We start from the raw sequence: 23,738 nt of genomic DNA, 5'->3' as shown, positions 1-23,738 counted from the left end.
GCGCTTTGGGGCGCAATGGGCGCAACCGCCGTCGCTGTGGCGCAAAGCTGCCGAATCGCGATCTGAAGCGTTTCCGATTGAGCTTGGTGGGCATGGTTGATCGTAGGGTCAGTTTTCAGACCACTTTCTCACCGGCCACCATGTCTTGGTGGTGGGGTGAAACCCGTTAAATCCACCTCTCGTGGTGCGTGGTCGCAGGCACCTTTCCTGCGCCCCACGCAACACCACCGTTCGCAAGCTGTGTACAGCCTGTGCACGCGCTGCGCCGCCTCGGTGCACGGCTTGTGCAGCGAAAATCCCGGCATTTGCTGGCCGCGCCTGGCGTGGCATCTGTTGCGTGTGCTCATGCAACGCGCGTTGCCGTTGCGCCAGATTATTCCTCTGCCGGAATCAGCTGCGTGACGCCCAATGCGGCGGCGCGTGCCAGTTCCGGGTCCAGCGACATGCCGATATATTCGCCCCGCCGCCACAGCCCCGCCAGGTCGTCGTAATGGCGCGAAAACGGATGCCCGGATTGGCCGGTCGAGGTGATGAAGACCGAACTGTCGGGATCGGCCAGATCATAGACGCCGCGATATCCCGCGCCCGTCGCCGCCTCGAAAGGTTCCGCACCACCGCCCAGCAAGCCACTGACCGCGATGGTGAAATCCCCGCCCGAGACGGATTGCGTCAGGTTGACGATCCATCCCAGCGCCGGCAGATCGCCCAGGCCCGGATGCAGGTGCCGGGCCTGATGCGCGTCGCCCCATCGCCAGCTTGTGACATTCGGGCCAAAGCGTTCGGTCAGGTCCAGGATCGCCCGGTCCAGCGCCTGCCGGGCGATGGTCGTGCAGTCCTCGACCGGCGCGCTTTGCACAATGTCGCACCACCGCGCCGCGCCGTCCCTGTTGCGGAACACCGCGTCGATGAAGCCCGGCTGCAGCATCGTGATGTCATCCGCCAGCGGCCCAAGCTCATCCCGGATCAACCGGTCCTGCAACGCACGCATCCACGCCGCATAGATCAGCGGCTCGGGCAGGTGCTCGCTCATCTCGCCGTCCCATTCGGCCAGCAAATTCAGGGCATCCTGACGCTGACGCTCGGGCGTGCCGGGCGCTGCGGGCTCGCCCGTGAACCACAGATCGGCACCGACCGGCGGCAACAGCGCGCGCGCCGCCGGGCTGACCGTATCAAGCTGCGTGGCGATGAAACTGTCGCGCGAATGCACCTCGCGATCCTGCAGCAACCGGCCTAGCCGCGTGCGCCGCAGCGCCGGGGCATCGCGTTCCTCGGTGGCGATCAGAATGCCATCGGACGGGCTGAGGTCGGTGGTCACCGGCTCGGCGCCCTGCCAGCCGGTGCTGTCCAGCCAACCCGGCACCGGCAGAGCCCCGCCGGTCGGGTGGTCTTTGGCACGGCGCGGCATGGCACCGGCCGTGATCTGCCGCACGCCGTCCTCGTCGGCCAGCGTTACCGTCAGGGCGGGCGCGACGACCTTGGCCAGCGCGGAACTGGCGCTTTGGGTGTCGGGCGCGCGCATCAGACCGATCAGGGCGGACATGGTGCGATCGGTGTCGGAAAGCCCGGTCCAGTTCAGGGCCGCGACATGGCCAGCCGGGGTGATATCGGGCAATCCGGGATCGAAGCCGGGGACCAGCGGCCCGTTCTCGGTCCGCCGCAGGGTGATCGACTGGTCCTGACCGTCCAGAACGCGAATGACCTCCTGCCGTGTCTGGAACTCGGTCCAGCCGTTTCTGCCGCGATACCGGGCCGAGTTGCCCGGCTGAAGCTCTTCGATGAAAAGATCGGCATCGTCGACGGGCGCCGGGGTTATCCCCCACGCCAGCCGTGGGTTGCGCCCTGACAGGATCGCGGGAATTCCCGGAATGGTTGCCCCGATCACCCCGCCCGAGGAAAGTTGCAGCCGTGCCAGATAATACAGCGACGGCACCGTCAGCGGTACATGCGGGTCGTTGGCCAGCAATGCGCCGCCGACCGCCGTGCGATCCGACGCAGCGGCGAAGCCGTTCGCGCCAAGGCCCTGTCCGGGGCGCAGGAAGGCCAGCGGATCGCGGGATTGATCTGGGTCGACATGCGCGCGCGGCGTACCAAGCCTGGTGCCGGGAAACAGCGTCGCATAGGCCGGAAGGCCAGGCAGGCTGGCGCCGTCCAGCACCTCGGTTCCGTGTTCGGGCGCTGCCAGCGACAGGCGCGCGCGCAGAACCTCTTCCGTTGCGGCGTTGCTGGATGCGGCGGCGAACAGTTTCAGGACCGCCAGCGAATCCTCGGGTTGCCAATAGGAGATCTGTCCGGGAACCAGAAAGAATTCGGGTGCGCCGCGTCCCAGCGCATTCTGGTTCACCTCGGCGATCCACTGATTCACCCCGGCGGCATAGGCGTCAAGCGCGGCGCGCGTGTCGCTGTCCTGCGCCTCAAGCGAGGCCGAGGCAGTGCGGTACAGTTCCAGCCGCCGGGCCAGATTGTCGCTGCCAAAGGCGCGCGCGCCAACGATTTCCGACAGGCGGCCCTGTGCGGCGCGGCGCAGCACTGTCATCTGGAACAGCCGGTCCTGCGCGTGGGCGACGCCAAGTGCGAAGAACATGTCGGCATCGCTTTGGCCGAAGACATGCGGGACATTCTCGGTCGACCGGACGATCTCGACCGGGGCGGACAGACCCTCCATCCGGTAACTTGCGCCATAGTCCGGCAGGGACCGGACGGCGAAATACCAGGCCAGCAGCGCGGCCAGCACCAGAAGGGCGATCAGAACGACGGTCAGCCGAAGCAGCCAGCGGAATAGGGTCAGCATGAGAGGACGTCGTTCATCTGCAGGGCTGCTAGCCTTGAAAGGGCGTGCCAGTGCTTGACCATGGCGCGCTTGAATGGTGGTGTGTTGCATAGGACAGCCGCGTTGTCATTTCAACGCGCGAGCGGTGGCGCAGGTCACAACCGCTGCGACTGTCGGGGCGCGGCAACACTGGAGGATGGAATATGGCGAAACTGGCGTTTCTGGGCCTTGGGGTGATGGGGTATCCGATGGCCGGGCATCTGAAGGCCGCGGGCCATGAGGTCACGGTCTATAACCGCACGGAGTCAAAGGCGAAATCCTGGGCGGCCCAACATGGCGGCGCATCGGCGCCGACCCCGCGCGAGGCGGCGTCAGGTGCTGACCTGGTGATGGCATGCGTCGGCAACGACGATGATCTTCGGTCGATCTGTCTTGGCGAAGACGGCGCGTTCGCGGGCATGGCGAAAGGCGCGATTTTTGTCGATCACACCACTGTATCCGCCGCTGTGACGCGAGAATTGGCCGGTATCGCCCACGAGCACGGGATCGGCTATGTCGATGCGCCGATCTCGGGCGGACAGGCCGGCGCCGAAAACGGTCAGCTATCGGTGATGTGTGGCGGCGATCAGCAGGATTTCGACAGCGCCGCCCCGGTTATCGACGCCTATGCCAAGATCTGCCGCCGGATGGGCGATGTCGGTGCCGGGCAGATGACGAAGATGTGCAATCAGATCGCCATTGCCGGGCTGGTTCAGGGCCTGTCCGAATCGCTGGCTTTCGCACAGAAGGCTGGGCTGGATGTCGAGAAGGTGGTCGAAGTCATCAGCCAGGGCGCTGCGGGCAGTTGGCAGATGGTCAATCGCCACAAGACCATGGCCGCAGGTCAGTTCGAACACGGCTTTGCGGTCAACTGGATGCGCAAGGATCTGTCGATCTGCCTTGCGGCTGCCGACGAGGTCGGGGCGTCGATGCCTGTCACGGCCCTGGTCGATCAGTTCTACAAGGACGTGCAGGTGATGGGCGGGGGGCGTTGGGACACCTCGTCGCTGATCGCGCGGCTGACCCGATAGCCCGGTTCTGGCGTCCGGTCTGGACGCGTTGCGCGGGATTATCGCAACGCAAGGCCGGAACGCCGGATGGTCTCGCCGCGTTTACCATGGGCTACAAGGAATCGCCGGCCTATTGCTCGGCGCGCTAGCAGACAGGAGGCCATTATGGCCAACCGCACCCTGACCGGACAGGTCGAGTTCGATGTCACAGCTGTATCCGAGACCGAAGCTCAGGGCGAGATGCAGATCGGGCCCGGCATGTTGAACCCCGTCGGCACCGTCCACGCGGGTGCGCTGATCTGGTTCGCAGACGTCGTGGCGACCAATCTTGTCATGGGGGGCGAACAGGTCACCGAAGGCATGGACAGCTTTCCGGTGGCCATCACTCTGAACGCGCAGCTTCTGGCCAATCAGAAGCAGGGCAGCCTTGCTGCGCGGGCCGTCTGGCTGCGTCGGGGGCGGCGCGTCTCGACCGTGCGGACCCAAGTGACCGATGAAAGCGGCAAGGTTCTGCTGGACCTGACCTCGACCCATCTGGGCACGCACCGCTGAACACCGTGACTTGATCCGCGCGGGCGCTGGCTGCAATCTGATCCGAACCAAGGGAGGACAGGACGGATGGACGGCCTGATGATGCATCGCCCGCTGATCCAGAGCGGGCTTCTGGACTATGCCGCCGACAGCTTTCCCGACGCCGAGATCGTATCGCGACGGGTCGAGGGCGATCTCCACAGACAGACCTACGGTGTCGCAAGGATGCGGGCGGTCCAGCTGTCCTTCGCGCTGCAGCAGATGGGCATTGGCGCGGGCGACCGCGTGGCGACCTTGGCGTGGAACGGCTATCGGCATTTCGAAATTTATTATGCGGCACCGGGTATTGGCGCGATCTGCCACACGATCAATCCGCGCCTGTCGGCCGAGCAACTGATCTTCATTGCGCACCACGCGGGCGACAAGGTCTTGTTTCTGGACCTGACCTTCCTGCCGATTGTCGAGCGGCTGAAGGATCAGTTGCCGCAAATGCGCTATGTGTTGATGACCGATCGGGCCAACATGCCGGAAAACAGCCTCGATGCGCTGTGCTACGAAGATCTTCTGCAGGGGCAGCCCTCGGACCGGGACTGGCCCGAGTTTCCCGAAACCACGGCATCGGGGCTGTGCTATACGTCGGGCACGACGGGGGATCCCAAGGGCACATTGTATTCGCATCGGTCCAACATGCTGCATGCGATGAGCGTTGTGGTCTGCCTGTCCGCCGATCTTGGGCCGCAGCCGCGCATCCTGCCGGTGGTGCCGCTGTTTCACGTCAACGCCTGGGGGCTGCCATTCGCCGGGCCGTTGATGGGCGCGTCGCTGGTGATGCCGGGTCCGCAGCTGGACGGGTCCAGCCTGTGGCAGCTTTGCGAAGACGAAGCGGTCGAAAGCGCCTGGGGCGTGCCGACGATCTGGCAAGGGCTTTACGCCGAAATCCGTCGCCGCGGCGCCAAGCCCGACGCGCTGCGCCATATCGTCGTCGGCGGCAGTGCGATGCCGCGCAGCCTGACCGAAGGTTTCGAGCAACTGGGCATCGAGGTGAATCACGCCTGGGGCATGACGGAAACCTCGCCGCTTGGAAGCCACGGGTCCTTACCCGTTAGCAGCCGCGCCGAACCCTTCGAAGCGCGCATGGCGCTGAAGGCCACGCAGGGGCGTCGGGTCTTCGGCGTCGAGATGAAGATCGTGGACGATGCCGGCCAGCGACAGCCCCATGACGGCAACGCGATGGGGCAGTTGTTCGTTCGTGGTAACACCATCGCCAGCGGATATTTCAACAATGAAGAAGCCAGTCGGAAGGTGATCGATGCCGAGGGCTGGTTTGCCACCGGCGATATCGCCTCGATCAGCCCCGACGGATATCTGACCCTGCGCGACCGGGCGAAGGATCTGATCAAGTCGGGTGGCGAATGGATCAGCTCGATCGATGTCGAGAATTGCGCGCTGGCCCATCCCAAGGTGGCACAGTGCGCGGTCATCGCCATGCCGCACCCGAAATGGGGCGAGCGTCCGCTGATGATCGTCAAACCCGAGAACGCTGATGATCGGCCGCACCTGAGCGAAATCCATGAAGTCCTTGCCCCGCACCTGGCCCAGTGGCAATTGCCCGACGATCTGGTTTTCGTGGACGAATTGCCGCTGACCGCGACAGGCAAGGTCAGCAAGCTGAAGCTGCGCGAACAGTTTCGCGACCATGTGATGCCATAGTCTTCGCCAGCTTAGCCTGCGGCTCAGGAGAGAGGCGCACCCGTCCACCATGGCGGGATCTGCCGCAGCTTCTTCCAGGCCTTCTGGGCGTCGCGCAAAGCGTCTGCCTCGATCTGATCGGCGTCTGGCGGCAGGCCCGGGGCCGTCTCGTCTGACGCCTCGGCGGCGCGCATGGTGTCGATATCGTTCACGATGCCCAGTGCGTCCTGCATGCCGGCCATCCTTTTCGACATGGTCTTCGGATCATCTGCGAAGACCGGGCCGAAAAATTCGGAAAGATAGCGCATGTCCTTGGCCCGCTTGCGGAATTCGTGCAATTCGCCGCGCGGCAGGCGGCGCAGGTCGGGGCCGAAGGACAGAAGCTCGGTCCATGCGGTCTGCAATGCGCGCGACGCCATCACGCCCACCGGCGACGCGGCAAGACGCTGGCGCCGCGCGCCACGCATCGCAGCGTTGGTATCGTGCAACAGCGCCTCGATCTCGGTCTTCAGGGACAGTGCCTTGTCCGACGAAAGCCGTTCACGAATATCGGCACGCAGACTGGCGGCTTCCCGGGACGCCGCCTCGGCGTGGTCGGTCTGGCTCAGCGCCTCGGCGTGTACGTCGGCGTCGCGCAGCGGCCCCAATGCCTGAAATCGGGACTTCAGAAGATCGCTCAGCCGATCCGCGGTCTTGCCGGTCAGCATGTCCGAAAAGCCGCGAACCAGCGACCGCAGCCGCCGCAGCGCAACCCGTGCCTGATGGACATGCTCGGGATCGTCCGATTCCAGGATGCCCACACGGCGCGCCTCGTAGATCGCTGCACCCTCGCGCAACAGGCGCCGCAAGGCGTCGATCCCGGTCGTCTCGGGCGCAATGCCTGCGGATTTCACCATCTTCTTCGCCTTGGGTTTGCTGGTCATGTCATATCCGTGGTGTCAGGTGGGGCAGGGTGTCTTTTGCATCAGTGTAACGCATAACGTGGGCAAGCCAGGCAGGTTTCAGCAGTCGCGATGACGTCAGTACTGCGGGGCGGCCTGCAGGGACCGGAACGCATCAAGCTGCGGCGCGGGTGTCGGGATGGGTCTGCGGGTGTCATTGTCGACGGTCACCAGAACGAAAAAGGCGCGCGCGGATTCGGCCTGATCCGTTTCGCGAAACATCCCCAGTTCGATCCGGATCGAGCTGTTTCCAAGTGCCTCGACCCGAAGTCCGATCTGCAGGCGGTCCGGATGGGCGACCTCGCGGAAATAGGTGCAGCCATTTTCGACCACGACCTGGATCGGACCTGGCCCGCGATGGTCAAGCAGGCCCATCCCCATCAAAGTCATGTTCGTCGCTTCGTCGAAAAGCGCGATATATGTCGCGTTATACAGATGCCCGAACTGGTCGTTGTCGTTCCAGCGGGTCTGCATCGGCTGGAATATGGCATAGGCGTCGCGGCTGCGCGGGGTCTTTCGCGGGGACATGCTTTCTGGGTGCTTTCAGTCGTTGCGGTCGGGCTGGTTGAGGCTTGTCTCTCGGCTGTCCCGTTCGGCTTTTTGCACATCGGCCAGAACGAACAGGCGGATGGCGGTGGCCAGGCCGACATTGGCGGGTCGGGCATGGTCGATCTGCCCGATCAGCAGCGCGCGCGTCGTGCCACGGGCGCGCGCGGCGCGACCCAGCGCCGTCCAGAACGGATCTTCCAGGGAAACCGACGTGCGATGCCCGTCGATGGTGACCGACCGCTTGATCGGCGGCGTCATCGGAGGCAGGTCAGCCGTCATCGCGCTCGTGGGCGTCGTGGGCACGGTCGTTTCGCTTTGCCTCGGCCTCGCGTGCCTGACGCTGGTTCTTGGCCTCGCCGAATTTTGCGGCGTTCGCGTCGGCCTTGGCGCGCTTGGCCATGCGACCGCGCTGCTTGCGCGCCTGACGCAGATTTATGATCGTGGTCATCCGCTTTCCCCTGATGCCAGCGCGATCTGCCAACTGACGCCGAACCTGTCGGCCAGCCAAGTATAGCGCGGCGCGAAGGGATATTCACCCAGCGGCATCAGTATATCTCCGCCGGTCGCCAGGATCCGGGCGATCCGGTCCATCCGGGTCGCGCTGTCGCAGCGGATCAACAGGCAGAACGGCCGCGCATCGGCGGGTTCGTCTTCAGGCGTACCATCGGTCAGGATCAGCGGCTGGCCGGCGATCTCGACCCGCTGCGCCGCCGGCGGGTCGTCCGCGCCGGCCGGTTCGGCCGACATGTCCGGGAAGGCGAGGGACCAGAGCGCGACGGCATCAGCCACCGCGCCCCGAAGTTTCAGTTGCGGCGTAGCCGCCGTCAATCCTTTGGACCGATCATGTCCTCGGGGCGCACGATCCGGTCAAAGGTTTCGCCATCCACGAAGCCAAGCGCGATCGCCTCTTGACGCAGCGTGGTGCCGTTCTTGTGTGCGGTCTTGGCGACCTTGGTGGCGTTGTCGTAGCCTATGGTCGGGGCCAACGCCGTGACCAGCATCAGCGATTCCTTCATCAGCTTTTCGATCCGCTCGATATTGGCCTTGGTGCCGACCACCATGTTGTCGGTAAAGCTGCTGGCAGCATCGCCCAGAAGCTGCATCGACTGCATGACGTTATAGGACATCATCGGGTTATAGACATTCAGTTCGAAATGCCCCTGCGATCCCGCAAACGTGACGGCGGCGTCGTTGCCCATCACATGCGCGCAGGCCATGGTCAGCGCCTCGGCTTGGGTCGGGTTCACCTTGCCGGGCATGATCGACGATCCCGGTTCGTTTTCCGGCAGGATCAGTTCGCCCAGACCCGAACGCGGCCCCGAGCCAAGCAGACGCATGTCGTTCGCGATCTTGAACAGTGATGCGGCGACCGTCTTCAGCGCGCCGGAAAAAAACACCATCGCATCATGGGCGGCCAGCGCTTCGAACTTGTTCGGCGCGGTGACGAAGGGCAGGTCGGTGATCTTGGCTATTTCGGCCGCGATGGCGGTGTCCCAGCCCTTCCTGGTGTTCAACCCGGTGCCCACGGCGGTGCCGCCCTGTGCCAGTTCGTAGATCTGCGGCAGGCACATCCGCACACGCTCGATCCCCATCTTCACCTGATGGGCGTAGCCGCCGAATTCCTGGCCCAAGGTCAGCGGTGTGGCGTCCTGGGTATGGGTGCGACCGATCTTGATGATGTCCTTGAATTCCCGTGACTTCTCTTCCAGCGCCTTGTGCAGCTTTTCCAGGCCGGGGATCAGCACGTCGCGGGCCATCATGCCGATGCCGACATGCATCGCGGTCGGGAAGGTGTCGTTCGAGGACTGCCCCATATTGCAGTGGTCGTTGGGGTGAACGGGATCCTTGCTGCCCAGCTCGCCGCCGAGGATCTCGATGGCGCGGTTGCTGATCACCTCGTTCGCATTCATGTTCGACTGCGTGCCCGACCCGGTCTGCCAGACGACCAGCGGGAAGTTGTCGTCGAACTTGCCTTCGAAGACCTCGGTGGCGGCCTGTTCCATGGCGCGACCGATGCGTTCGTCCAGCTTGCCTTCAGCCATGTTGATCCGTGCCGCGGCCAGCTTGATCGCCCCCAGCGCGCGAATGATCGCGACCGGCTGCCGTTCCCAGCCGATGGGGAAATTCATGATCGAGCGTTGGGTCTGGGCGCCCCAATATTTGCTGGCATCCACCTCCAGCGGGCCGAAGCTGTCGGTTTCGGTGCGGGTCTTGGTCATGATGATGGCTCCCTCGCGGTTTCGCGGCGGTTCTACCGCCCGGTGGCCTGATTGGCAATTCGTATGCAGTCGTATGCCGTTACGGCCGCGGCAGCGCCTCCAGCGCGTCGCGAAGCCTGTCTTGTTGTGTCGCTGGCAGGGGCAGGATCGGCAGGGGTGGCTGGGCGTCGGACAGTCCCAGCTTATTGGCGGCGGCGTAGACGACCCGAAGACTGCCGAACTCGCGAAACAGGGACCACAGCGGCCCGAAGGCCGCATCGATCCGCCCGGTCAGGGGCGCATCGCCCGACATCGCGGCGCGCCCCAGCCGCAGGAATGGTTCGGGCAGCAATCCGGCGGCGACGCTGAAGAACGCATCCGCCCCGGCCAGCAATGAGGGCGCCGCACCCCAGTCACCGCTGTAGCCGATGACGAAATCCGGAGGCAGGGCAGCGCGAAGACGACCGATCTCGCCCGCGAAATCGCCATCCACAAGCAGAGGCATCTTGACCGCGCAGATATTGGGCAATTGCGCGAGGCGGGCCAGCAGCGGCACGGAAAAGCTGAAATGCGTGGTCGACGGATTGTTGTAGATGCACAGCGGCAGTCCCGCGGCCTCGGACACTGTTGCGAAGTGCTGGAACACTTCATCCTCGGTCAGCGGCGTATAGCTGACGGGCGCCAGCAGCAGTCCGTTGGCACCGGCGCGTTCGGCGTGCCGCGCCAATGCCACGGCATCGGCCGTGCGCAGGGCACCGACGCCGGTGACAACCGGAACCTGTCCGCCGGCCCGCGCCAGAGCCAGGTCCAGGACGCGCTGACGTTCGGCCAGCCCAAGATAGGCATATCCGCCCGTGCTGCCCAGAAGACCGACCGAATCGACCCGCGCGGCGACCAGCCGGTCCAGAAGCCGCCGCAACGCGGCAGGATCGGCGCAGCCATCGGCATCTGCCGGGGTGATCGGGAAGGCCGAGATGCCTTGGAAAAGGGTCATGGGCGGTTCCTTCGCTTGCGCGGGAAGATCGCCATGGATGGACGCGGAAGGCAAGATGTCAGCCGCGATTTTACCTGAATTCCCGCGCGGCGCGGGTATGGATCGCCAGCCAGACCAACCCTGCCGCAAGAAGGCCCAGAAACGCCAGGCCCCAGGACTGCCCCGCCGAAAACGCGACGTGATGCATGATCCGGCCCGGCAGGAAGGTGAAGGCGCCGGCGCCCACCAGCGCGAACCAGAAAAGCTGCGTCACACTGCGGCGGTGTGCGGTGATCCGACCCGCGCGCGCAAGCATCGGGATACGCACGCACAGGACCAGCGTCAGGGCAGACAGGAGATGGATCGGCGAGAAGGGCCCGATCACGCGGATCGTCTGGATCCAGAAGGACGAGACCGCCGCGACCACCATCAGGATGATCCAGATCCTGCCCCAGAAGCGATGCCGGTTCGTGCCCTTGCGCCCCAGCAGCAGGGCGACACCCAGCAAAGCGGCCGGAATGACCACCGCGACATGGATCTGGATCGCAATCGGGGCGTGGATCAGCGGGTCGAACATGGTCGGGCCTCCTTCCGGGCGGCGTCGGTTGCGGTTGCCCATGCAACTGGCCATTCTTGGGGCGGATCATCAACGCGGCCTGCGCCGCCCGACCGGAGAAATGCGTGAACGCAAAAGACCTGCATTCCGCGCTTCGCGAGTTGCAGCACAACTTGTCGCTGCCGCGTCTGTGGATCGTGTTCGCGGTGGTGGTGGGACTGTTCGCCGTGACCGGACCGTTCGGGACATATGACCGGCTGCCCCCCGCCGCACGGCTGGGATACTGGCTGATCGTGCAGGCGCTGGCGTGGCTGTTCGCCCTTGCCGCGGCAGTCCTGTCAGGATCGCTTCTGCAGCGCGTCGTTCCCGGCGCATTCATCCGCCTTCTGATCGCCGGGGCCATCGCTGCGCTGCCGATCGGGGTCATGGTGACGCTGGTCGACCGGGTCATCCTTGGTGACATGATCGACATGCCCGGCATCGTGCTGGGTGTCGTGCATGCGCTGCCTGTCAGTGTCGCGGTATGCGCGCTGAACTGGCTGGCGCTGGACCAACCGGAACCACCATCCTCGGACACGGTGTCAACGCCCGCGCTGCTGTGGCGATTGCCTGCGTCGGCGCGCGGCGCGCTGATCCGGATCGAGGTGCAGGATCACTATGTCCTCGTCGTCACCGACCGGGGCCGCGAGATGCTGCTGATGCGGTTTTCGGACGCCATCGCCGAAACCGATCCGGCGCCGGGGATCAGGGTGCATCGTTCGCACTGGATCGCGCTGCGAGATGATGTTCAGACGGTTCGGTCGTCCGGCAGGAACGCCCGGCTGATGCTGAGGACCGCCGACGGCGCGCAGATCCCTGTCAGCCGCAGCTACCTGGCAGATGTGCGCAGCAGGGTGGGATCATAGGCCGGGTGTCGCACGGTCCTGTCGGAAGACATAGACACGTGCGGGCGGCAGATTGGCCCATATGCGCCGGCTGCGTTCGTGGCGCAGCCCGAACTGGCGCCGCACGCTTTCCGACAGCGGCGGCAGCGGGCCATAGGTGATCTGCACGAAGGCCGCGCCCGGCCGCATCATCTGCAGCGCCGCGCCGACGATGGCCGCCTGCAACGCATCCGGCATCGGCAGCGTCGGCACACCCGAGATCACCGCGTCAAGATTCGCGCGCCCGACATTGACCATCTCCTGCGCAGGCAGGTTGTGGACGCGGGTGCCGGGATACAGGGTCCGAAGCCTGTCGCAGAAGGCCGCATTCAGTTCGTAAAGTTCCAGCGCCTCTGGCGGCAGACCACGCCCAAGGATGGCGCGCGTGATGGTGCCCGTGCCTGCCCCGATCTCGGCCACCGCACGCATGTCCGGCGTGATCACCCGCGCCATTTCACGGGCAGCAGCGCGTCCGGTCGGCGCAACCGCTCGGATCTCGGATGGGTGCCGGATGAACTGGCGAAAGAACAACGACAGGTCTGACATGGCGGACTCCTGCTGGTATGCCGAAGTCCGACCTATTTCAAACGGGTTACAGACGTGTGACGGCTACTTGCGCCAGCGATCCAGCTGAACGACCTCGCCACCGCCGGGGGGAATGTCGTCGGGGCTGTCGTCGCTGCCCTGATCGTCGTCAAGCTGGTACTCGGCGTCCTCGTCCTCTTCGTCGTCATCGCTGTCCTGCGTTTCGAAACGCAGGCCGAATTCGACCGAAGGATCGACAAAGGTCCGCAGCGCGTCGAACGGGATCCGCAAGGGTTCGGGCGAGTTGCCGAAATTCAGCGTGATATCGAAACCCTCATCGTCGATGATCAGATTTTCGAACCAGCTTTGGATGACGATGGTCATTTCTTCGGGATAGCGTTCGCGCAGCCAGTCGGCCATCTCGACGCCATCTTCACGGGTATCGAAGGTGATGAAGAAATGATGATCGCCAGGCAACCCGTCCCGGGCCACGCCTTCCAGCACGCGCGCGATCAGTCCCTGCATCGCGCGATGCATCATTCCACCGTAGTCGATCCCTGACCGCGCCATGCCGTCACCTCTGCTGATTGGCGCCAAGCATAGGGATCTGACGGGCGATGAAAAGGGGGCGTGTTCGCGCCTGCCGGGCAAATGTGCCGACCGGCCGCGATCTGTCGCGGCGGCTGCAAGCCAATCGATAAAAGGGGTGAAGGTGCAGGATTCTGTTGCAAGGCTCCTGCGGGCCCCGCCTTACGCTGCTAGGCGCAAGGAGTTAGGTTTCGGTTACCCGAGCTGCTTACGCAGCCAGAGCGACCGGAGCACGGTTGTCGTTGGCAACTGTACATTTCGCACCGATAACGGTGGTAGCTCACCGGGACAAAGCAAACCCCTTTAGACGTTCGTCGATCCTGTTTCGGCCCCATGATCCCCCAACGAGGTGATTTTTGGTGGAGCCGCCGGGTACCGCCCCCGGGTCCGATCCGCTTATTACGAGCGCGTTTATGTCCATAGTCCGGCTTGCGCCGAACATTCTCAATATAGGGGCGGACCCGGTGCGCCGCAAGGCGGTGTCAGGGTTTGATATAGGCAAAACCTTCCATTTGCAGCTTGCCCAGTTCCGCCACCCCGGACGGCACGATGTCTTCCGGCCAGACATCGAACAGATCTGTCTCTGCGTCGATGTCGCGACCTTCCAGGGTGTTGTTACAGACAAGAAAACGTACGCCATCATTCTTGAGGCCCGAGATCAGGCCCTGCAGTTGCTGGTTGTCCCTGGCCTTCGCCAGCAGGTCCAACCCATCCCCATGCATGACGACGCGCAGGTCCAGATTGTCCTTTCCGACGGCCTTGATGTGATTGCGGATATTGCCAAGCGCACCCTTGTAGCCGCTGCCGTCATCGCCGCCGGTTTCATTGATGTGATAGACGACCTTCTGGGGCGCATAGCCGTCCTGTGCGACGACCGGGCCGCTCGCCAGCGCCCAGATCGCGGCAGCCGCCACGATGAGTGTTCCGATCAGTTTCATTGCGCGTCTCCTCCTGTTCGCATTCCATTATCGGCATGTCGAAGGGGTGTGATGCAAGCTTTTCCATGGCGCAGGGCGAATCGATCGGCTAGCTGATGCACAGGAGGACACCATGCGATCACTGTTTCATCTGGCAATTCATGTCACCGACCTGGAGGCGGCGCGTCAGTTCTACGGCGAGGTTCTGGGCTGCGCCGAGGGACGCTCGACCGATAGCTGGATCGATTTCGATTTCTTCGGACACCAGCTTTCTCTGCATCTGGGCCGGCCGTTCGGCACCAGCCGCACCGGCAAGGTCGGCGACCACATGGTGATGATGCCGCATATGGGCGTGGTCCTGCCGCTGCCAGATTGGCTGGCCCTGGCCGACCGGCTTGCAGCGAAGGGGGTCGCCTTCGACATTCCGCCCGTGATCCGGTTCCAGGATCAGCCGGGCGAACAGCGCACGATGTTCTTCTTCGATCCGTCCGGAAACCCGATCGAGATCAAGGGTTTCCGAGACTTCGACGGGCTGTTCGCATCATGATGGACTATGTCTTTGCCCCAAACTCGCTGCCGTCTGTGCCGGTCGCGGGGCAGGCTGCGCGTTTTCCGGTGCGGCGGATCTTTTGCGTGGGCCGCAACTATGCCGAACATGCGCGCGAGATGGGCCATGACCCCGACCGCGAGCCGCCGTTCTTCTTTACCAAGCCCGCCGATGCACTGCTGACGGATAGCGGCGATCTGCGCTATCCGCCGCAGACCGCCGATCTGCATTTCGAGGCGGAGCTGGTCGTGGCGATTGGCCACGGCGGTCGCGACATCGCGCCGGCTGACGCGCAGGGCCATGTCTGGGGCTATGCGACCGGCAACGACTTCACCCGACGGGACCTGCAGGCGCAGGCGAAGAAGGCCGGTCGGCCCTGGGACATGGCGAAGGGATTCGATCAATCGGCGGGCTGTGGCATTCTCCATCCGGTGTCCAGCATCGGAGCGCGTGACAGCGGCGCGATCCGGCTGACGGTGGATGGGATCATCCGCCAAGATGGCGATCTGGCGCAGATGATCTGGTCGGTGCCCGAGGTGGTCGGGCATCTGTCGTCACTGGTCGCGCTGACGCCGGGCGATCTGATCTATACCGGCACCCCGGCAGGTGTCGGTGCGGTGAAACGAGGGCAGGTTGTGCGGGTCGAGATCGACGGGCTGTCCCCGCTGGAGACGCGGATCGTCTGAGGCGGCGACCGTCGACCGCGGGTATCACGAGCCGCGAACTTCGCAACATTCACGATATGGCATACAACGCCGTGTGGTCGTTCGGGTATCCTTTGCGGCTCGCCGCCCCAACCAGCAGAACTTGCGTGCTTGACGTCGTGGACCAAGTGAACCCCGACCTCTGGTCGGATGAAAAAGGCCCCGTCGCCGGGGCCTTTTCCGCATCTTGCGTCCTTTGCGATCAGGCGGCTTTCTGCACCGTCCGCGCGTCGGATTCGACCAGCGCGCGATGCAGCGCCTTGATCGCCGGCTTCATGATCTCGCGTTCGACGATGAACTGGACATCGACCGGGCGAGGGCCCTGCGTGGCGCCGATCGCCTCCAGCCCGTTCTCGGCCAGAGCGTTGAGGCCACGGCTGAGAACGGCCAGCGTGTCCAGATCGCGCCCAACAGCGGCCACCATCGCGATCGAGCGCGAGGTGATGACGGCAGACGGGTATTTCGCCTGCAGATCCTTCTCGACCCGGCGAAGCACTTTCAGGCTGCTGTCGACATAGTGCGTGATCGTATTGGCGTTCGACACCTTCGACACGATGCGTACATCGTGACGCGTCAGGATGTCGATGATCGTCGCGTCGTAGCCTTTCACGCCCACCATGTCCTGTTCGAACACTTCCAGCGCGAACAGTTCCAGCCCGGTGACGATTTCGACGGCCGGGCTCTCGGCCGGCTGGTCGTCGATCAACGTGCCCGGATCGTGGGGTTCGAATGCGTTGGTCACGCGCAGCGGAACGCCCGATTGACGCAGGGTCTTGGCGGCTTTCGGGTGGATCGCCTCCATCCCCAGATTCGACAACTGGTCGGCCACGTCATAGTTCGTGCGACCCAGCTTGCGCACCGCATCCTGACCGACCAGGTTCGGATCCGCCGAGCTGAGATGGAATTCCTTGTGGATGATCGCCTCGCGCGCGCCGGTCAGGGCGGCCAGACGCGAGAACGTCACCTCGGAATAGCCGCGGTCGAATTCACGCATCAGACCTTCGGCACATTGCGCATATCCGGTGACGATAGGCATCTCGGTCGCGGGATCGACGCCCGACATGGCGCCTTCGATCCGCTGGTCCAGGGTCACGTCGCCCTCGTCGCGCCAGCCCGACAGATCGACGAATCGGGCATTCACGCCGGCACGCTGAAGCATCAGCGATGTGACGAAGGCTGAATGCGCCTCGCCCAGCCCGGACAACAGTTCACGCGTTTGCAGCATGTGCTCTGACAGACGGAAATGGCCATAGGAACACAGGCGCTGAAGGTCGATCAGGCAGTTGCGTGCGCCAAGCAGGCGGTCGCGGACAAACGCATCGGCGCGTTCGATGTCGCCCGGATGATCCAGCACCGCCTTGTGCGCCGCGATCATCTCGGCCTCGACACGGTCCAGCGCCTGATGCCAGGAATGGTCGCCGTCAGAATTTGCGAAGGCGGCATAAACGCCCGCTTCCCCGGATTTCTTGTGTTCCAGCAGCAAATTGGTGATGCCACCGAACGCCGATACGACGAAGATCCGGTTATACAGGTCGCTGCCCTCACGATCGCCGATCAGCAGCGTGTCACGCAGTTCGTCCACCCGCGACATCGTCGTGCCGCCGATCTTCTCGACCGTATGATGTTTCTGGGTGTCTGCCATGTCTTACGCCGTTTCTTCCACCGGGGCATAAGAGCCGTCTTCGCGGTGGACTTCGTTGCCGGTCACGGGCGGGTTGAAGCAGCAGGCCATGACCAGTTCTTCTTCGGCCCGCAGCGTGTGCTTGTCATTCAGGTTCAGTGCGTACATCACACCCGGCTTGATCTCGTGGGTCTGGCCGGTGGCCAGATCGGTGATCGAGCCGCGTCCGGACATGCAATAAACGCTTTCGAAGTGATGCTTGTAGTGGAAGGTATGTTCCGACCCGGCCTGCAGCGTGGTGATGTGGAACGAAAAGCCCATTCCATCATCGGCCAGCAGCATCCGCACCGAATTCCATTTCGCATCCGACACCGACCGGTCGGTGTCTTTCAGTTTGTTGAAATCACGAACGATCATGTCTGTTACTCCGCAGCGATATTGGTGGTTGCAAGAACTTCGCGGGCCGCATCCATCAGGATGTCGAAGCCCTTCTCGAAGGTCTCGACCGGTGTTGTCAGTGGTGCCAGAACCTTGACCACCTCGTCCTCGCTGCCCGAGGTCTCGATGATCAGACCCTTGTCATAGGCGCGGCCGCAGATCTTTTCGGCCAACTCGCCGGACCCGACGTCGACGCCCCGCATCAGGCCGCGGCCCTTCAGATAGGCGCCGGGGATCAGACCCGCCAACTCGGTCAGGCGACGTTCGATCAGCTTGGCCTTGTTGGCCAGTTCCTTCTGGAACGCGTCATCGGCCCAGAATTTCTCGATCGCGACGCGGGCCGTCACGAAGGCATGGGTGTTGCCACGGAAGGTGCCGTTGTGTTCCGCCGGGCCGAACACGTCATGTTCGGGACGCACCAGCAGCAGGGCCAGGGGCAGGCCAAAGCCCGAGATTGATTTCGCCATGGTGACGATGTCCGGCGTCACGCCCATCTCCTCGAAGGAAAAGAACGTGCCAGAGCGTCCGCAACCGGCCTGAATGTCATCGATGATCAGCAGGGCGCCGTGTTTCTTGGCGATGTCGGCGATCTTGCGCACGAAGTCGCCGGAGGCGGCGTTCAGCCCGCCTTCGCCCTGGATGGTTTCCAGCATGATCGCAGCCGGTGCGTCGATCCCGCCCGAGGCGTCCGACAGCATCAGGTCCAGCAGTTCCGCGCCGTCCACCCCGTCGGCAAAGCCGTCATAGGGCATGCGGGTCACGCCTTGCGTATCCATGCCGGCGCCGCCGCGGTGATATCCATTGCCGGTCGCCGCAAGCGCGCCCATGGTGACGCCGTGGAAGCCGTTGGTGAAGGCGACGATATTCGTGCGTCCGGTCTTCTTCCGGGCGATCTTCATCGCGGCCTCGACCGCGTTCGCACCGGTCGGCCCCATGAACATGACCCGGTGGTCCATGTTGCGCGGTGTCAGGATGTGACTGTCGAATGCACTCAGGAAGTCGGCCTTGGTGGTCGTGTGAAGGTCCAGCCCGTGGGCGATGCCGTCACCGGTGATGTGCTCGACCAGCGCCGATTTCATGTCGGGGTCGTTGTGACCGTAGTTCAACGAGGAACAGCCGGCCAGAAAGTCGATGTATTCCGTGCCGTCATTGCCGGTCAGAACAGACCCGCTTGCCTTGGTGAAGACGGCGGGAATGCCGCGGCAATAGGATCGCGCTTCGCTTTCGCGTCGAGTGAAGATGTCGGTCATGTCAACCATGTCCTTAGGCATAGGTTTTCCTTTCGCACCGTGGTGCGTTCTAGAATTTCAGTGGTTCGAGGATCGATCAGGCGGCGTCCGCGCTATCGGTATCATCCTCTTCGGGCAGCGTGATCGTCACCATGTGTTCGGTGGCGTGCTTGCCGTCGAAATGCTCTTCGCGCTTGTAATGCGCCTCATCGGACAGATCGCCGCCAACATGCTTGGCAAAGCTGCGGAACAGCGCCCACGATGCCTCATTATCCTTGGTGATCGTCGTGTTCAGCTGGTTGGCTTCGGCGCAGGCCTCGCGGCCGATCAGATGTTGCAGCATTCTGCGGCCCAGACCAAGACCACGCGCCTTGGGGCTGACGGCCACCTGCCATACGAACAATGCGTCCTCGTTCGGGATCATGTGTCCCGAGATCCAGCCGACGATGTCGCCTTCCAGTTCGGCGACGACACAGGTGTCGCTGAAATGCTCGGCCTGCACGATATTGCAGTACATGGAATTTTCGTCCAGCGGCTTGCAGGAACGAACAAGATCCCAGATTGCAGAGCCGTCCTCGCTGGTTGGTTTGCGAAGTGTCAGCGTCCGGGGGCGCAGCGTTTCAATGTCAGCCATGTCCTTGGGCATGCGATCTGATCCTCAATTGCTTCGGCTAACTAACTAGTAAAGCCGCCCTCAGGTTGCAACCGAATCGTGAAATAATGCCCTAAATCAGCTAAATAGCTATGAACAAAAGGGTTTTGTAGCTGTTTGGCGCCGAGAGTGCCGAAAAATCGCTTAGTCAAGCAAATTATTTGCCCCGGTTTGCTTTGTGGATTGAACTAAATTCGCGTCATGGGCATCATTCCGGCATGAGCAAGACCGATCCTGATCGCATTGACGACGCGCTGATTGCGCTAAGGCGTATCCTGCGCGCGACCGAGCTGTATGAACGCGATCTGGCGCAGTCGGTGGGTCTGACGCCGGCGAAGCTGCGTGTCCTGCAGCTGTTGGCCCTGCGTGATCGCGACGGTGCGACGCCCACGGCGCTGGCCCATCAGATGGGGGTCAGTCAGGCGACCGTCACCGCGCTGGTCGATCAACTCGTCAGGCGCGGTTATGTCGCGCGGCATCGGTCCGCATCCGACCGCAGGCAGACAGATGTGGTGATCACGCCCGAGGGTGCCGAGGCGTTGCGGACTGCGCCGAATGCGCTGCAGCAGCAGTTCGTCCAAGGCTTCGGGGCGATGGCCGATTGGGAACAGGCCATGATGATCGCCAGTCTGGAACGTGTCGCGGCGATGCTGAACGCCGAAGGCATCGACGCGGCGCCGGTGCTGGCGACCGGCGATATCCGAATGGGCCGCCCCCGGGCCTGACCGGGGGCAAGCGGTCCGTCCGTCACGCGCTCCAGGGGCCGTGCTTGTCCGGGTTTCCGTCCGTTCGTTCGAAACCGTGGGCACCGAAGAAGTCGCGCTGTGCCTGGATCATGTTGGCGGTGCCGCGTGCGGTGCGCATCATGTCGAACCACATCAGGCCGTTTGCCAGGGCGGGCAGGGCATGGCCCGCGGCCAGTCCTTGCGACACGACCTGCCGCAGCGCCGGCAGCGCGGCCTCGACCAGTTCGGCGAAATGCGGCGCCATCACCAGATTTCGGTCGGGATGATCGGCCAGCGCGTCAGCCATGTCGTTCAGCATCGCCGACCGGATGATGCATCCCGCCCGCCAGATCCGCGCGATTTCCGGCAGCGGCAGCGACCAGTCGAACTTGTCGGACGCCGCGGCGATCATGGAAAAGCCCTGCGCATAGCATAGGATCTTCCCGGCGATCAGCGCCTGTTCCATCGTCGCGGGGGCAAAGCCGCACGGGCCGGGCGCGGCGCCGAACCGGTCTTCGCCCGCCCGCCGATCCTCCAGCCGGGCCGAAACGTTGCGGGCCATCACCGCCGCCTCGATCACCGGGATCGGCGCCGCCAGATGCTGCGCCTCGATGGCGGTCCAGCGCCCGGTGCCTTTCTGCCCCGCACGATCCAGGATCATGTCCACCATCGGCATGTCGCCATGGGGATCCTTCGCAGCCGTGACCTTGGCCGAAATCTCGATCAGATAGGACTGCAGCGGGCCGTCGTTCCAGCCGTCAAAGACCTTCGAGATCGCGGCCGCATCCATCGTCATGCCGTCACGCATTAGCCCATAGATTTCGGCGATCATCTGCATGTCGGCGTATTCGATGCCATTATGCACCATCTTGACGAAATGGCCTGCGCCCTCGACGCCCATCCGCGCGGCGCAGGCTGTCCCGTCCTCGGCCTTGGCGGCGATGGCGGTCAGGACGGGCGCGACGCGATCCCATTGTTCCGGTGTGCCGCCTGCCATGATCGACGGGCCGTGCCGCGCCCCTTCCTCACCCCCAGACACGCCCATGCCCATGAAGCCGAAGGGCAGATCCGAATTCGCGCGGCGCGTGGTGTCATGAAAATCGGCATTGCCCGCGTCGATGACCAGATCATCGGCGCCAAGCAGCGGTGACAGGGCCTCCAGCTGTTCATCCACTGGCTGTCCGGCGGGCACCATCAGGATGATGGTGCGCGGTGCCGCAATCGCATCCACCAACTCGGCCAGCGTCCGGGTCGGCACGATCCGGTCGGCCAGATCGCCGGCATTAGAATGGAAATCCTGCGTGACGCTGGACGTGCGGTTCCAGACGGCGATGGGAAAGCCCTTCTCTGCGATGTTCATCGCCAACGCCGCGCCCATCGTTCCCAGCCCGATCAATCCGATCCTTGCCTCGCCCATATCCTGCGCCTCGTGCCTTGATTGTGTTAGCGCCATCCATAGGCCACCGGCCGGGCGCTGTCACGGGGTCAGCCGCGATCTGCGCCGCCCGGCGGGTTCGCCTGCACCCGGATCAATGTCTGAAGGCCTGTCGCGCAATGCGTTCTGGCGGTGCCCGTCACGCCCCAGACATCAAGCTGGCAGATTGTCAGCGTACGACCGGCCTTGATGACGCGCCCCGTGGCCTCCAGCAGATCGCCGCGTGCCGGGTTGATGAGGTTCAGCTTGAATTCGGTCGTCAGAACCTCGGTGTTTTCGGGGAAAAGCGTGAAACCGGCATATCCGCCAGCCGAATCCGCGATGGCCGATGTCGCACCCGCATGGAAGAAACCGTGCTGCTGGGTCAGTTCCTTCCGAAAGGGCAGGTGCAGGGTCACAACCCCGGCGCTGATTTCCGCGATCCGCGCGCCAAGATGGCGCATCAGGCCCTGGCGATCGAAGCTTTCGCGGATCTTGCGGATGACCGCCCGGTCCAGTTCGGTGTCCGTCATGCCGATGTGTCCCCCCTGTTCCTTGGAGAAGTGTGGCGGTCGGCCTGGATGATGCAAAGCGTGACGCAGGGTCACATCCGCAGCAGGGCGCCACGAAATTCGGGCGCGGACAGGACGACCTCTCGCGCGCCGATGCGGGCGGCATGCGACATCGCCATCCCGGTCAGCGCCTGCGCCTGATCAACAGCCTGCATCAGCGTGTATCCGCGCCCCAGTGCCGCCACGATCAGCCCCGCGAACAGATCTCCGGTTCCGGGGAGGGACACGGGCAACATCGACGTCGGATGCCGGCTGAAGCCCTCTGGCCCCAGGATCACGCTTTCCAGTTGTCCGGCTGCGGTATCGCGCAATTCGCACCCCGTGGCGACCAGCTGGGCGCGTTCAGCCAATGACAGGGACCGCGCTGCCGCGTGAAGATCGTCCAACGTGTCGATCGGTTGATCTGTCAGATACCCCAGTTCGAAGGAATTCGGCGTGGCCAGATCGGCCAGCGGTAATAGCCGCTTGCGCAGGACTTCCGCGATTGCCTGTGGAACGTACAGCCCCGGCGCGTGGTCGCCCATCACCGGGTCGCACAGATAGCGCAGCGCGGGATTGCGGGTCTTGCACCGCGCAACGAACTCGACCGTCATCAAGGCCACGTCCACCGATCCGATATAGCCTGTGACCAGCCATGCCGCGCGATCCGGCAACCCGCGTTCTTCCGCGCCACGCAGCAGGTCCGCGAACAGATCGGGAGGCAGCGGCGCGCCGCGCAGCGTCTCGTAATCCGGGGTGTTCGAGAACAGCACCGTGGGGATTGCCGCGACCTCAAGGCCCGCGGCCTGCATCGGAAACACCGCGGCCGAGTTGCCGACATGGCCGTGCACCACCTGACTTTGAATCGAGATCACCAGCGGCGGGCGGTCATGGTCGGTCATTGCGGTCCCTCAAGCCTTGCAGTCCAGTCCTCGACGCGGCCGCGTTCAAGGCGTCTGGCGGCATGGCGGCGCCAGCCATCGGCCAGAACATCCAGATCCGCCATCGCGGCCAGATCCTGCGCGTTTATCCGGTCGACATACATCACCCGCCACAGTCGCGCGATGGACCAGTCTGGCGCAAGCCGGTCGACCAGTTTCAGCCGATCGCCCGGTGCAACGATTCCGGATTGCAGCACCCGGTAATACCAGCCCGTCCGTCCTGTGCGCTGGACCCTGCGGGCCATGTCGGGAACCCCGAAACGCAGGTTCAGCTTCCAGCAAGGCTGCCGCCCCTGACTGACCTGCACCAGCGCTGTGCCTATCCGGAAGATGTCGCCCACTGCCACATCGGCCTCGGTCATCCCTGTCAGCGAGATGTTTTCGCCGAAGGCGCCCGTTGCGTTCAACAGGGGCAGGGGGCCGATCTCGTCGTTCCATGTCGCATAGTGATCGCGTGGATAGTGGTGCAGCGCCTTTTCGGGGCCGCCATGCACGCGAAGGTCTGCCTGCTGATCGCCCTCGAACCCTGTCGGGGTCAGTGTCAGCGGCGCAGTTGCGGGGATCTTCGCGATTCCGCTGAGAAGTCTGCTTCCGGGCAGCGGGCTGGCCTTGCCGGTCAGCAGGGTCGGGGATGCCATCATGTGTTCCGGGGCTGGTCAATAAAAAGGCGCGGGCCGATCGGACCCGCGCCTGACTGCCATCGCCTGATT

At 63.9% G+C, this 23,738-nt stretch carries 27 protein-coding genes and 1 other RNA gene; 7 read left to right on the top strand and 21 right to left on the bottom strand.

Annotation, left to right across the window (positions count from 1 at the left end; translation table 11 throughout):
- Positions 1 to 373: 373 nt before the first annotated feature.
- Positions 374 to 2,788 (bottom strand): penicillin acylase family protein, encoded by a 2,415-nt coding sequence (locus J7359_RS05110; protein WP_209055466.1) that lies wholly within the window; start codon positions 2,786 to 2,788, stop codon positions 374 to 376.
- Between the two features lie 182 nt (positions 2,789 to 2,970).
- Here J7359_RS05110 and J7359_RS05105 point away from each other — a divergent pair, with 182 nt between their 5' ends.
- The 3 genes from J7359_RS05105 to J7359_RS05095 all read left to right on the top strand — a co-directional run bounded on the left by J7359_RS05105 (position 2,971) and on the right by J7359_RS05095 (position 6,057).
- Positions 2,971 to 3,837, top strand: coding sequence for an NAD(P)-dependent oxidoreductase (locus tag J7359_RS05105; protein WP_209055465.1), 867 nt, complete (start codon positions 2,971 to 2,973; stop codon positions 3,835 to 3,837).
- A 144-nt stretch (positions 3,838 to 3,981) separates the two neighbouring features.
- Complete coding sequence (locus J7359_RS05100; protein WP_209055464.1) at positions 3,982 to 4,368, top strand: PaaI family thioesterase; 387 nt, start codon at positions 3,982 to 3,984, stop codon at positions 4,366 to 4,368.
- Positions 4,369 to 4,434: 66 nt separating this feature from the next.
- Positions 4,435 to 6,057: a long-chain fatty acid--CoA ligase gene (locus tag J7359_RS05095; RefSeq protein ID WP_209055463.1), complete on the top strand. Its 1,623-nt coding sequence runs from the start codon at positions 4,435 to 4,437 to the stop codon at positions 6,055 to 6,057.
- Positions 6,058 to 6,080: 23 nt separating this feature from the next.
- Here J7359_RS05095 and J7359_RS05090 read toward each other — a convergent pair whose 3' ends face one another.
- From J7359_RS05090 to J7359_RS05055, 8 genes are all read right to left on the bottom strand, one after another.
- A complete protein-coding gene (locus J7359_RS05090; protein WP_209055462.1) occupies positions 6,081 to 6,959 on the bottom strand; it encodes a CHAD domain-containing protein in 879 nt (292 codons plus the stop codon).
- Positions 6,960 to 7,055: 96 nt separating this feature from the next.
- Positions 7,056 to 7,505: an acyl-CoA thioesterase gene (locus J7359_RS05085; RefSeq protein WP_209055461.1), complete on the bottom strand. Its 450-nt coding sequence runs from the start codon at positions 7,503 to 7,505 to the stop codon at positions 7,056 to 7,058.
- A 15-nt stretch (positions 7,506 to 7,520) separates the two neighbouring features.
- Positions 7,521 to 7,784, bottom strand: a complete 264-nt coding sequence (locus J7359_RS05080) for a ribbon-helix-helix domain-containing protein (protein ID WP_209055460.1) — start codon at positions 7,782 to 7,784, stop codon at positions 7,521 to 7,523.
- Between the two features lie 10 nt (positions 7,785 to 7,794).
- Positions 7,795 to 7,974 (bottom strand): DUF4169 family protein, encoded by a 180-nt coding sequence (locus J7359_RS05075; RefSeq protein ID WP_209055459.1) that lies wholly within the window; start codon positions 7,972 to 7,974, stop codon positions 7,795 to 7,797.
- Entirely contained in the window at positions 7,971 to 8,315 is a 345-nt protein-coding gene (locus tag J7359_RS05070) for a VOC family protein (RefSeq protein WP_209055458.1), read from the bottom strand. The genes J7359_RS05075 and J7359_RS05070 overlap by 4 nt, the downstream gene beginning before the upstream one ends.
- Before the next feature lie 35 nt (positions 8,316 to 8,350).
- Positions 8,351 to 9,745, bottom strand: coding sequence for a class II fumarate hydratase (gene fumC / locus J7359_RS05065; RefSeq protein ID WP_209055457.1), 1,395 nt, complete (start codon positions 9,743 to 9,745; stop codon positions 8,351 to 8,353).
- A 79-nt stretch (positions 9,746 to 9,824) separates the two neighbouring features.
- The gene (locus J7359_RS05060) at positions 9,825 to 10,718 is read right to left on the bottom strand and encodes a dihydrodipicolinate synthase family protein (RefSeq protein WP_209055456.1); all 894 of its coding nucleotides are present in this window, start codon (positions 10,716 to 10,718) and stop codon (positions 9,825 to 9,827) included.
- Between the two features lie 70 nt (positions 10,719 to 10,788).
- Positions 10,789 to 11,274 (bottom strand): DUF2306 domain-containing protein, encoded by a 486-nt coding sequence (locus J7359_RS05055; RefSeq protein WP_209055455.1) that lies wholly within the window; start codon positions 11,272 to 11,274, stop codon positions 10,789 to 10,791.
- Between the two features lie 104 nt (positions 11,275 to 11,378).
- On the opposite strand from J7359_RS05055, the gene J7359_RS20225 reads away from it, so the two are divergent.
- A complete protein-coding gene (locus tag J7359_RS20225) occupies positions 11,379 to 12,158 on the top strand; it encodes a LytTR family DNA-binding domain-containing protein (protein WP_209055454.1) in 780 nt (259 codons plus the stop codon).
- Here J7359_RS20225 and J7359_RS05045 read toward each other — a convergent pair.
- The 4 genes from J7359_RS05045 to J7359_RS05030 form a co-directional block, all read right to left on the bottom strand.
- A complete protein-coding gene (locus J7359_RS05045; protein ID WP_209055453.1) occupies positions 12,153 to 12,722 on the bottom strand; it encodes a methyltransferase type 12 in 570 nt (189 codons plus the stop codon). The genes J7359_RS20225 and J7359_RS05045 overlap by 6 nt on opposite strands.
- A gap of 63 nt (positions 12,723 to 12,785) precedes the next feature.
- Positions 12,786 to 13,271: a ClpXP protease specificity-enhancing factor SspB gene (locus J7359_RS05040; RefSeq protein WP_209055452.1), complete on the bottom strand. Its 486-nt coding sequence runs from the start codon at positions 13,269 to 13,271 to the stop codon at positions 12,786 to 12,788.
- Between the two features lie 141 nt (positions 13,272 to 13,412).
- Positions 13,413 to 13,768, bottom strand: a transfer-messenger RNA (tmRNA) gene (ssrA, locus tag J7359_RS05035).
- 3 nt (positions 13,769 to 13,771) lie between these two features.
- Complete coding sequence (locus tag J7359_RS05030) at positions 13,772 to 14,227, bottom strand: DsrE family protein (RefSeq protein ID WP_209055451.1); 456 nt, start codon at positions 14,225 to 14,227, stop codon at positions 13,772 to 13,774.
- A gap of 112 nt (positions 14,228 to 14,339) precedes the next feature.
- Here J7359_RS05030 and J7359_RS05025 point away from each other — a divergent pair, with 112 nt between their 5' ends.
- Positions 14,340 to 14,753 carry a VOC family protein gene (locus J7359_RS05025; RefSeq protein WP_209055450.1) on the top strand — a complete coding sequence of 138 codons (414 nt, stop codon included), beginning with the start codon at positions 14,340 to 14,342 and terminating at the stop codon, positions 14,751 to 14,753.
- On the top strand, positions 14,753 to 15,439 hold the full coding sequence (locus J7359_RS05020; protein ID WP_209055646.1) for a fumarylacetoacetate hydrolase family protein: 687 nt from the start codon (positions 14,753 to 14,755) through the stop codon (positions 15,437 to 15,439). The genes J7359_RS05025 and J7359_RS05020 overlap by 1 nt, the downstream gene beginning before the upstream one ends.
- A gap of 220 nt (positions 15,440 to 15,659) precedes the next feature.
- On the opposite strand, the gene J7359_RS05015 is transcribed toward J7359_RS05020, so the two are convergent.
- The 4 genes from J7359_RS05015 to ectA are packed head-to-tail and all read right to left on the bottom strand — an operon-like array spanning position 15,660 to position 19,379.
- Positions 15,660 to 17,099, bottom strand: a complete 1,440-nt coding sequence (locus J7359_RS05015; RefSeq protein ID WP_209055449.1) for an aspartate kinase — start codon at positions 17,097 to 17,099, stop codon at positions 15,660 to 15,662.
- Positions 17,100 to 17,102: 3 nt separating this feature from the next.
- Complete coding sequence (locus tag J7359_RS05010; protein ID WP_209055448.1) at positions 17,103 to 17,495, bottom strand: ectoine synthase; 393 nt, start codon at positions 17,493 to 17,495, stop codon at positions 17,103 to 17,105.
- 5 nt (positions 17,496 to 17,500) lie between these two features.
- Positions 17,501 to 18,787: a diaminobutyrate--2-oxoglutarate transaminase gene (ectB, locus tag J7359_RS05005; protein ID WP_209055447.1), complete on the bottom strand. Its 1,287-nt coding sequence runs from the start codon at positions 18,785 to 18,787 to the stop codon at positions 17,501 to 17,503.
- A 55-nt stretch (positions 18,788 to 18,842) separates the two neighbouring features.
- Positions 18,843 to 19,379, bottom strand: coding sequence for a diaminobutyrate acetyltransferase (gene ectA / locus J7359_RS05000; protein ID WP_247740201.1), 537 nt, complete (start codon positions 19,377 to 19,379; stop codon positions 18,843 to 18,845).
- A gap of 236 nt (positions 19,380 to 19,615) precedes the next feature.
- On the opposite strand from ectA, the gene J7359_RS04995 reads away from it, so the two are divergent.
- A complete protein-coding gene (locus tag J7359_RS04995) occupies positions 19,616 to 20,122 on the top strand; it encodes a MarR family transcriptional regulator (protein WP_209055445.1) in 507 nt (168 codons plus the stop codon).
- A gap of 22 nt (positions 20,123 to 20,144) precedes the next feature.
- Here the strand turns inward: J7359_RS04995 and gndA are convergent, their stop codons facing one another.
- The 4 genes from gndA to J7359_RS04975 all read right to left on the bottom strand — a co-directional run bounded on the left by gndA (position 20,145) and on the right by J7359_RS04975 (position 23,666).
- Complete coding sequence (gene gndA / locus J7359_RS04990; protein WP_209055645.1) at positions 20,145 to 21,539, bottom strand: NADP-dependent phosphogluconate dehydrogenase; 1,395 nt, start codon at positions 21,537 to 21,539, stop codon at positions 20,145 to 20,147.
- Positions 21,540 to 21,607: 68 nt separating this feature from the next.
- Complete coding sequence (locus J7359_RS04985) at positions 21,608 to 22,069, bottom strand: PaaI family thioesterase (protein ID WP_247740200.1); 462 nt, start codon at positions 22,067 to 22,069, stop codon at positions 21,608 to 21,610.
- 71 nt (positions 22,070 to 22,140) lie between these two features.
- Positions 22,141 to 22,989 carry a pyridoxal kinase gene (gene pdxY / locus J7359_RS04980; RefSeq protein ID WP_209055444.1) on the bottom strand — a complete coding sequence of 283 codons (849 nt, stop codon included), beginning with the start codon at positions 22,987 to 22,989 and terminating at the stop codon, positions 22,141 to 22,143.
- Positions 22,986 to 23,666, bottom strand: a complete 681-nt coding sequence (locus J7359_RS04975) for an MOSC domain-containing protein (protein WP_209055643.1) — start codon at positions 23,664 to 23,666, stop codon at positions 22,986 to 22,988. The genes pdxY and J7359_RS04975 overlap by 4 nt, the downstream gene beginning before the upstream one ends.
- Between the last annotated feature and the right edge of the window lie 72 nt (positions 23,667 to 23,738).

This window comes from Paracoccus sp. R12_2 (assembly GCF_017744015.1).
Lineage (GTDB): Bacteria > Pseudomonadota > Alphaproteobacteria > Rhodobacterales > Rhodobacteraceae > Paracoccus.
This window is presented reverse-complemented; position numbering and strand designations above follow the sequence as displayed.

Bases quoted from the DNA above. Each gene is read 5' to 3' on its own strand.
- J7359_RS05045 (WP_209055453.1), bottom strand. From the start codon at position 12,722: ATGTCAGACCTGTCGTTGTTCTTTCGCCAGTTCATCCGGCACCCATCC.
- gndA (WP_209055645.1), bottom strand. From the start codon at position 21,539: ATGGGCGAGGCAAGGATCGGATTGATCGGGCTGGGAACGATGGGCGCG.
- J7359_RS04995 (WP_209055445.1), top strand. From the start codon at position 19,616: ATGAGCAAGACCGATCCTGATCGCATTGACGACGCGCTGATTGCGCTA.
- fumC (WP_209055457.1), bottom strand. From the start codon at position 9,745: ATGACCAAGACCCGCACCGAAACCGACAGCTTCGGCCCGCTGGAGGTG.
- J7359_RS05085 (WP_209055461.1), bottom strand. From the start codon at position 7,505: ATGTCCCCGCGAAAGACCCCGCGCAGCCGCGACGCCTATGCCATATTC.
- J7359_RS05075 (WP_209055459.1), bottom strand. From the start codon at position 7,974: ATGACCACGATCATAAATCTGCGTCAGGCGCGCAAGCAGCGCGGTCGC.
- J7359_RS05055 (WP_209055455.1), bottom strand. From the start codon at position 11,274: ATGTTCGACCCGCTGATCCACGCCCCGATTGCGATCCAGATCCATGTC.
- J7359_RS05010 (WP_209055448.1), bottom strand. From the start codon at position 17,495: ATGATCGTTCGTGATTTCAACAAACTGAAAGACACCGACCGGTCGGTG.
- J7359_RS05015 (WP_209055449.1), bottom strand. From the start codon at position 17,099: ATGGCAGACACCCAGAAACATCATACGGTCGAGAAGATCGGCGGCACG.
- ectA (WP_247740201.1), bottom strand. From the start codon at position 19,379: ATGGCTGACATTGAAACGCTGCGCCCCCGGACGCTGACACTTCGCAAA.
- J7359_RS05040 (WP_209055452.1), bottom strand. From the start codon at position 13,271: ATGGCGCGGTCAGGGATCGACTACGGTGGAATGATGCATCGCGCGATG.
- J7359_RS04985 (WP_247740200.1), bottom strand. From the start codon at position 22,069: ATGACGGACACCGAACTGGACCGGGCGGTCATCCGCAAGATCCGCGAA.
- ectB (WP_209055447.1), bottom strand. From the start codon at position 18,787: ATGCCTAAGGACATGGTTGACATGACCGACATCTTCACTCGACGCGAA.
- J7359_RS05110 (WP_209055466.1), bottom strand. From the start codon at position 2,788: ATGCTGACCCTATTCCGCTGGCTGCTTCGGCTGACCGTCGTTCTGATC.
- J7359_RS04975 (WP_209055643.1), bottom strand. From the start codon at position 23,666: ATGGCATCCCCGACCCTGCTGACCGGCAAGGCCAGCCCGCTGCCCGGA.
- pdxY (WP_209055444.1), bottom strand. From the start codon at position 22,989: ATGACCGACCATGACCGCCCGCCGCTGGTGATCTCGATTCAAAGTCAG.
- J7359_RS05100 (WP_209055464.1), top strand. From the start codon at position 3,982: ATGGCCAACCGCACCCTGACCGGACAGGTCGAGTTCGATGTCACAGCT.
- J7359_RS05095 (WP_209055463.1), top strand. From the start codon at position 4,435: ATGGACGGCCTGATGATGCATCGCCCGCTGATCCAGAGCGGGCTTCTG.
- J7359_RS05105 (WP_209055465.1), top strand. From the start codon at position 2,971: ATGGCGAAACTGGCGTTTCTGGGCCTTGGGGTGATGGGGTATCCGATG.
- J7359_RS05060 (WP_209055456.1), bottom strand. From the start codon at position 10,718: ATGACCCTTTTCCAAGGCATCTCGGCCTTCCCGATCACCCCGGCAGAT.
- J7359_RS05090 (WP_209055462.1), bottom strand. From the start codon at position 6,959: ATGACCAGCAAACCCAAGGCGAAGAAGATGGTGAAATCCGCAGGCATT.
- J7359_RS05025 (WP_209055450.1), top strand. From the start codon at position 14,340: ATGCGATCACTGTTTCATCTGGCAATTCATGTCACCGACCTGGAGGCG.
- J7359_RS05020 (WP_209055646.1), top strand. From the start codon at position 14,753: ATGGACTATGTCTTTGCCCCAAACTCGCTGCCGTCTGTGCCGGTCGCG.
- J7359_RS05080 (WP_209055460.1), bottom strand. From the start codon at position 7,784: ATGACGCCGCCGATCAAGCGGTCGGTCACCATCGACGGGCATCGCACG.
- J7359_RS05030 (WP_209055451.1), bottom strand. From the start codon at position 14,227: ATGAAACTGATCGGAACACTCATCGTGGCGGCTGCCGCGATCTGGGCG.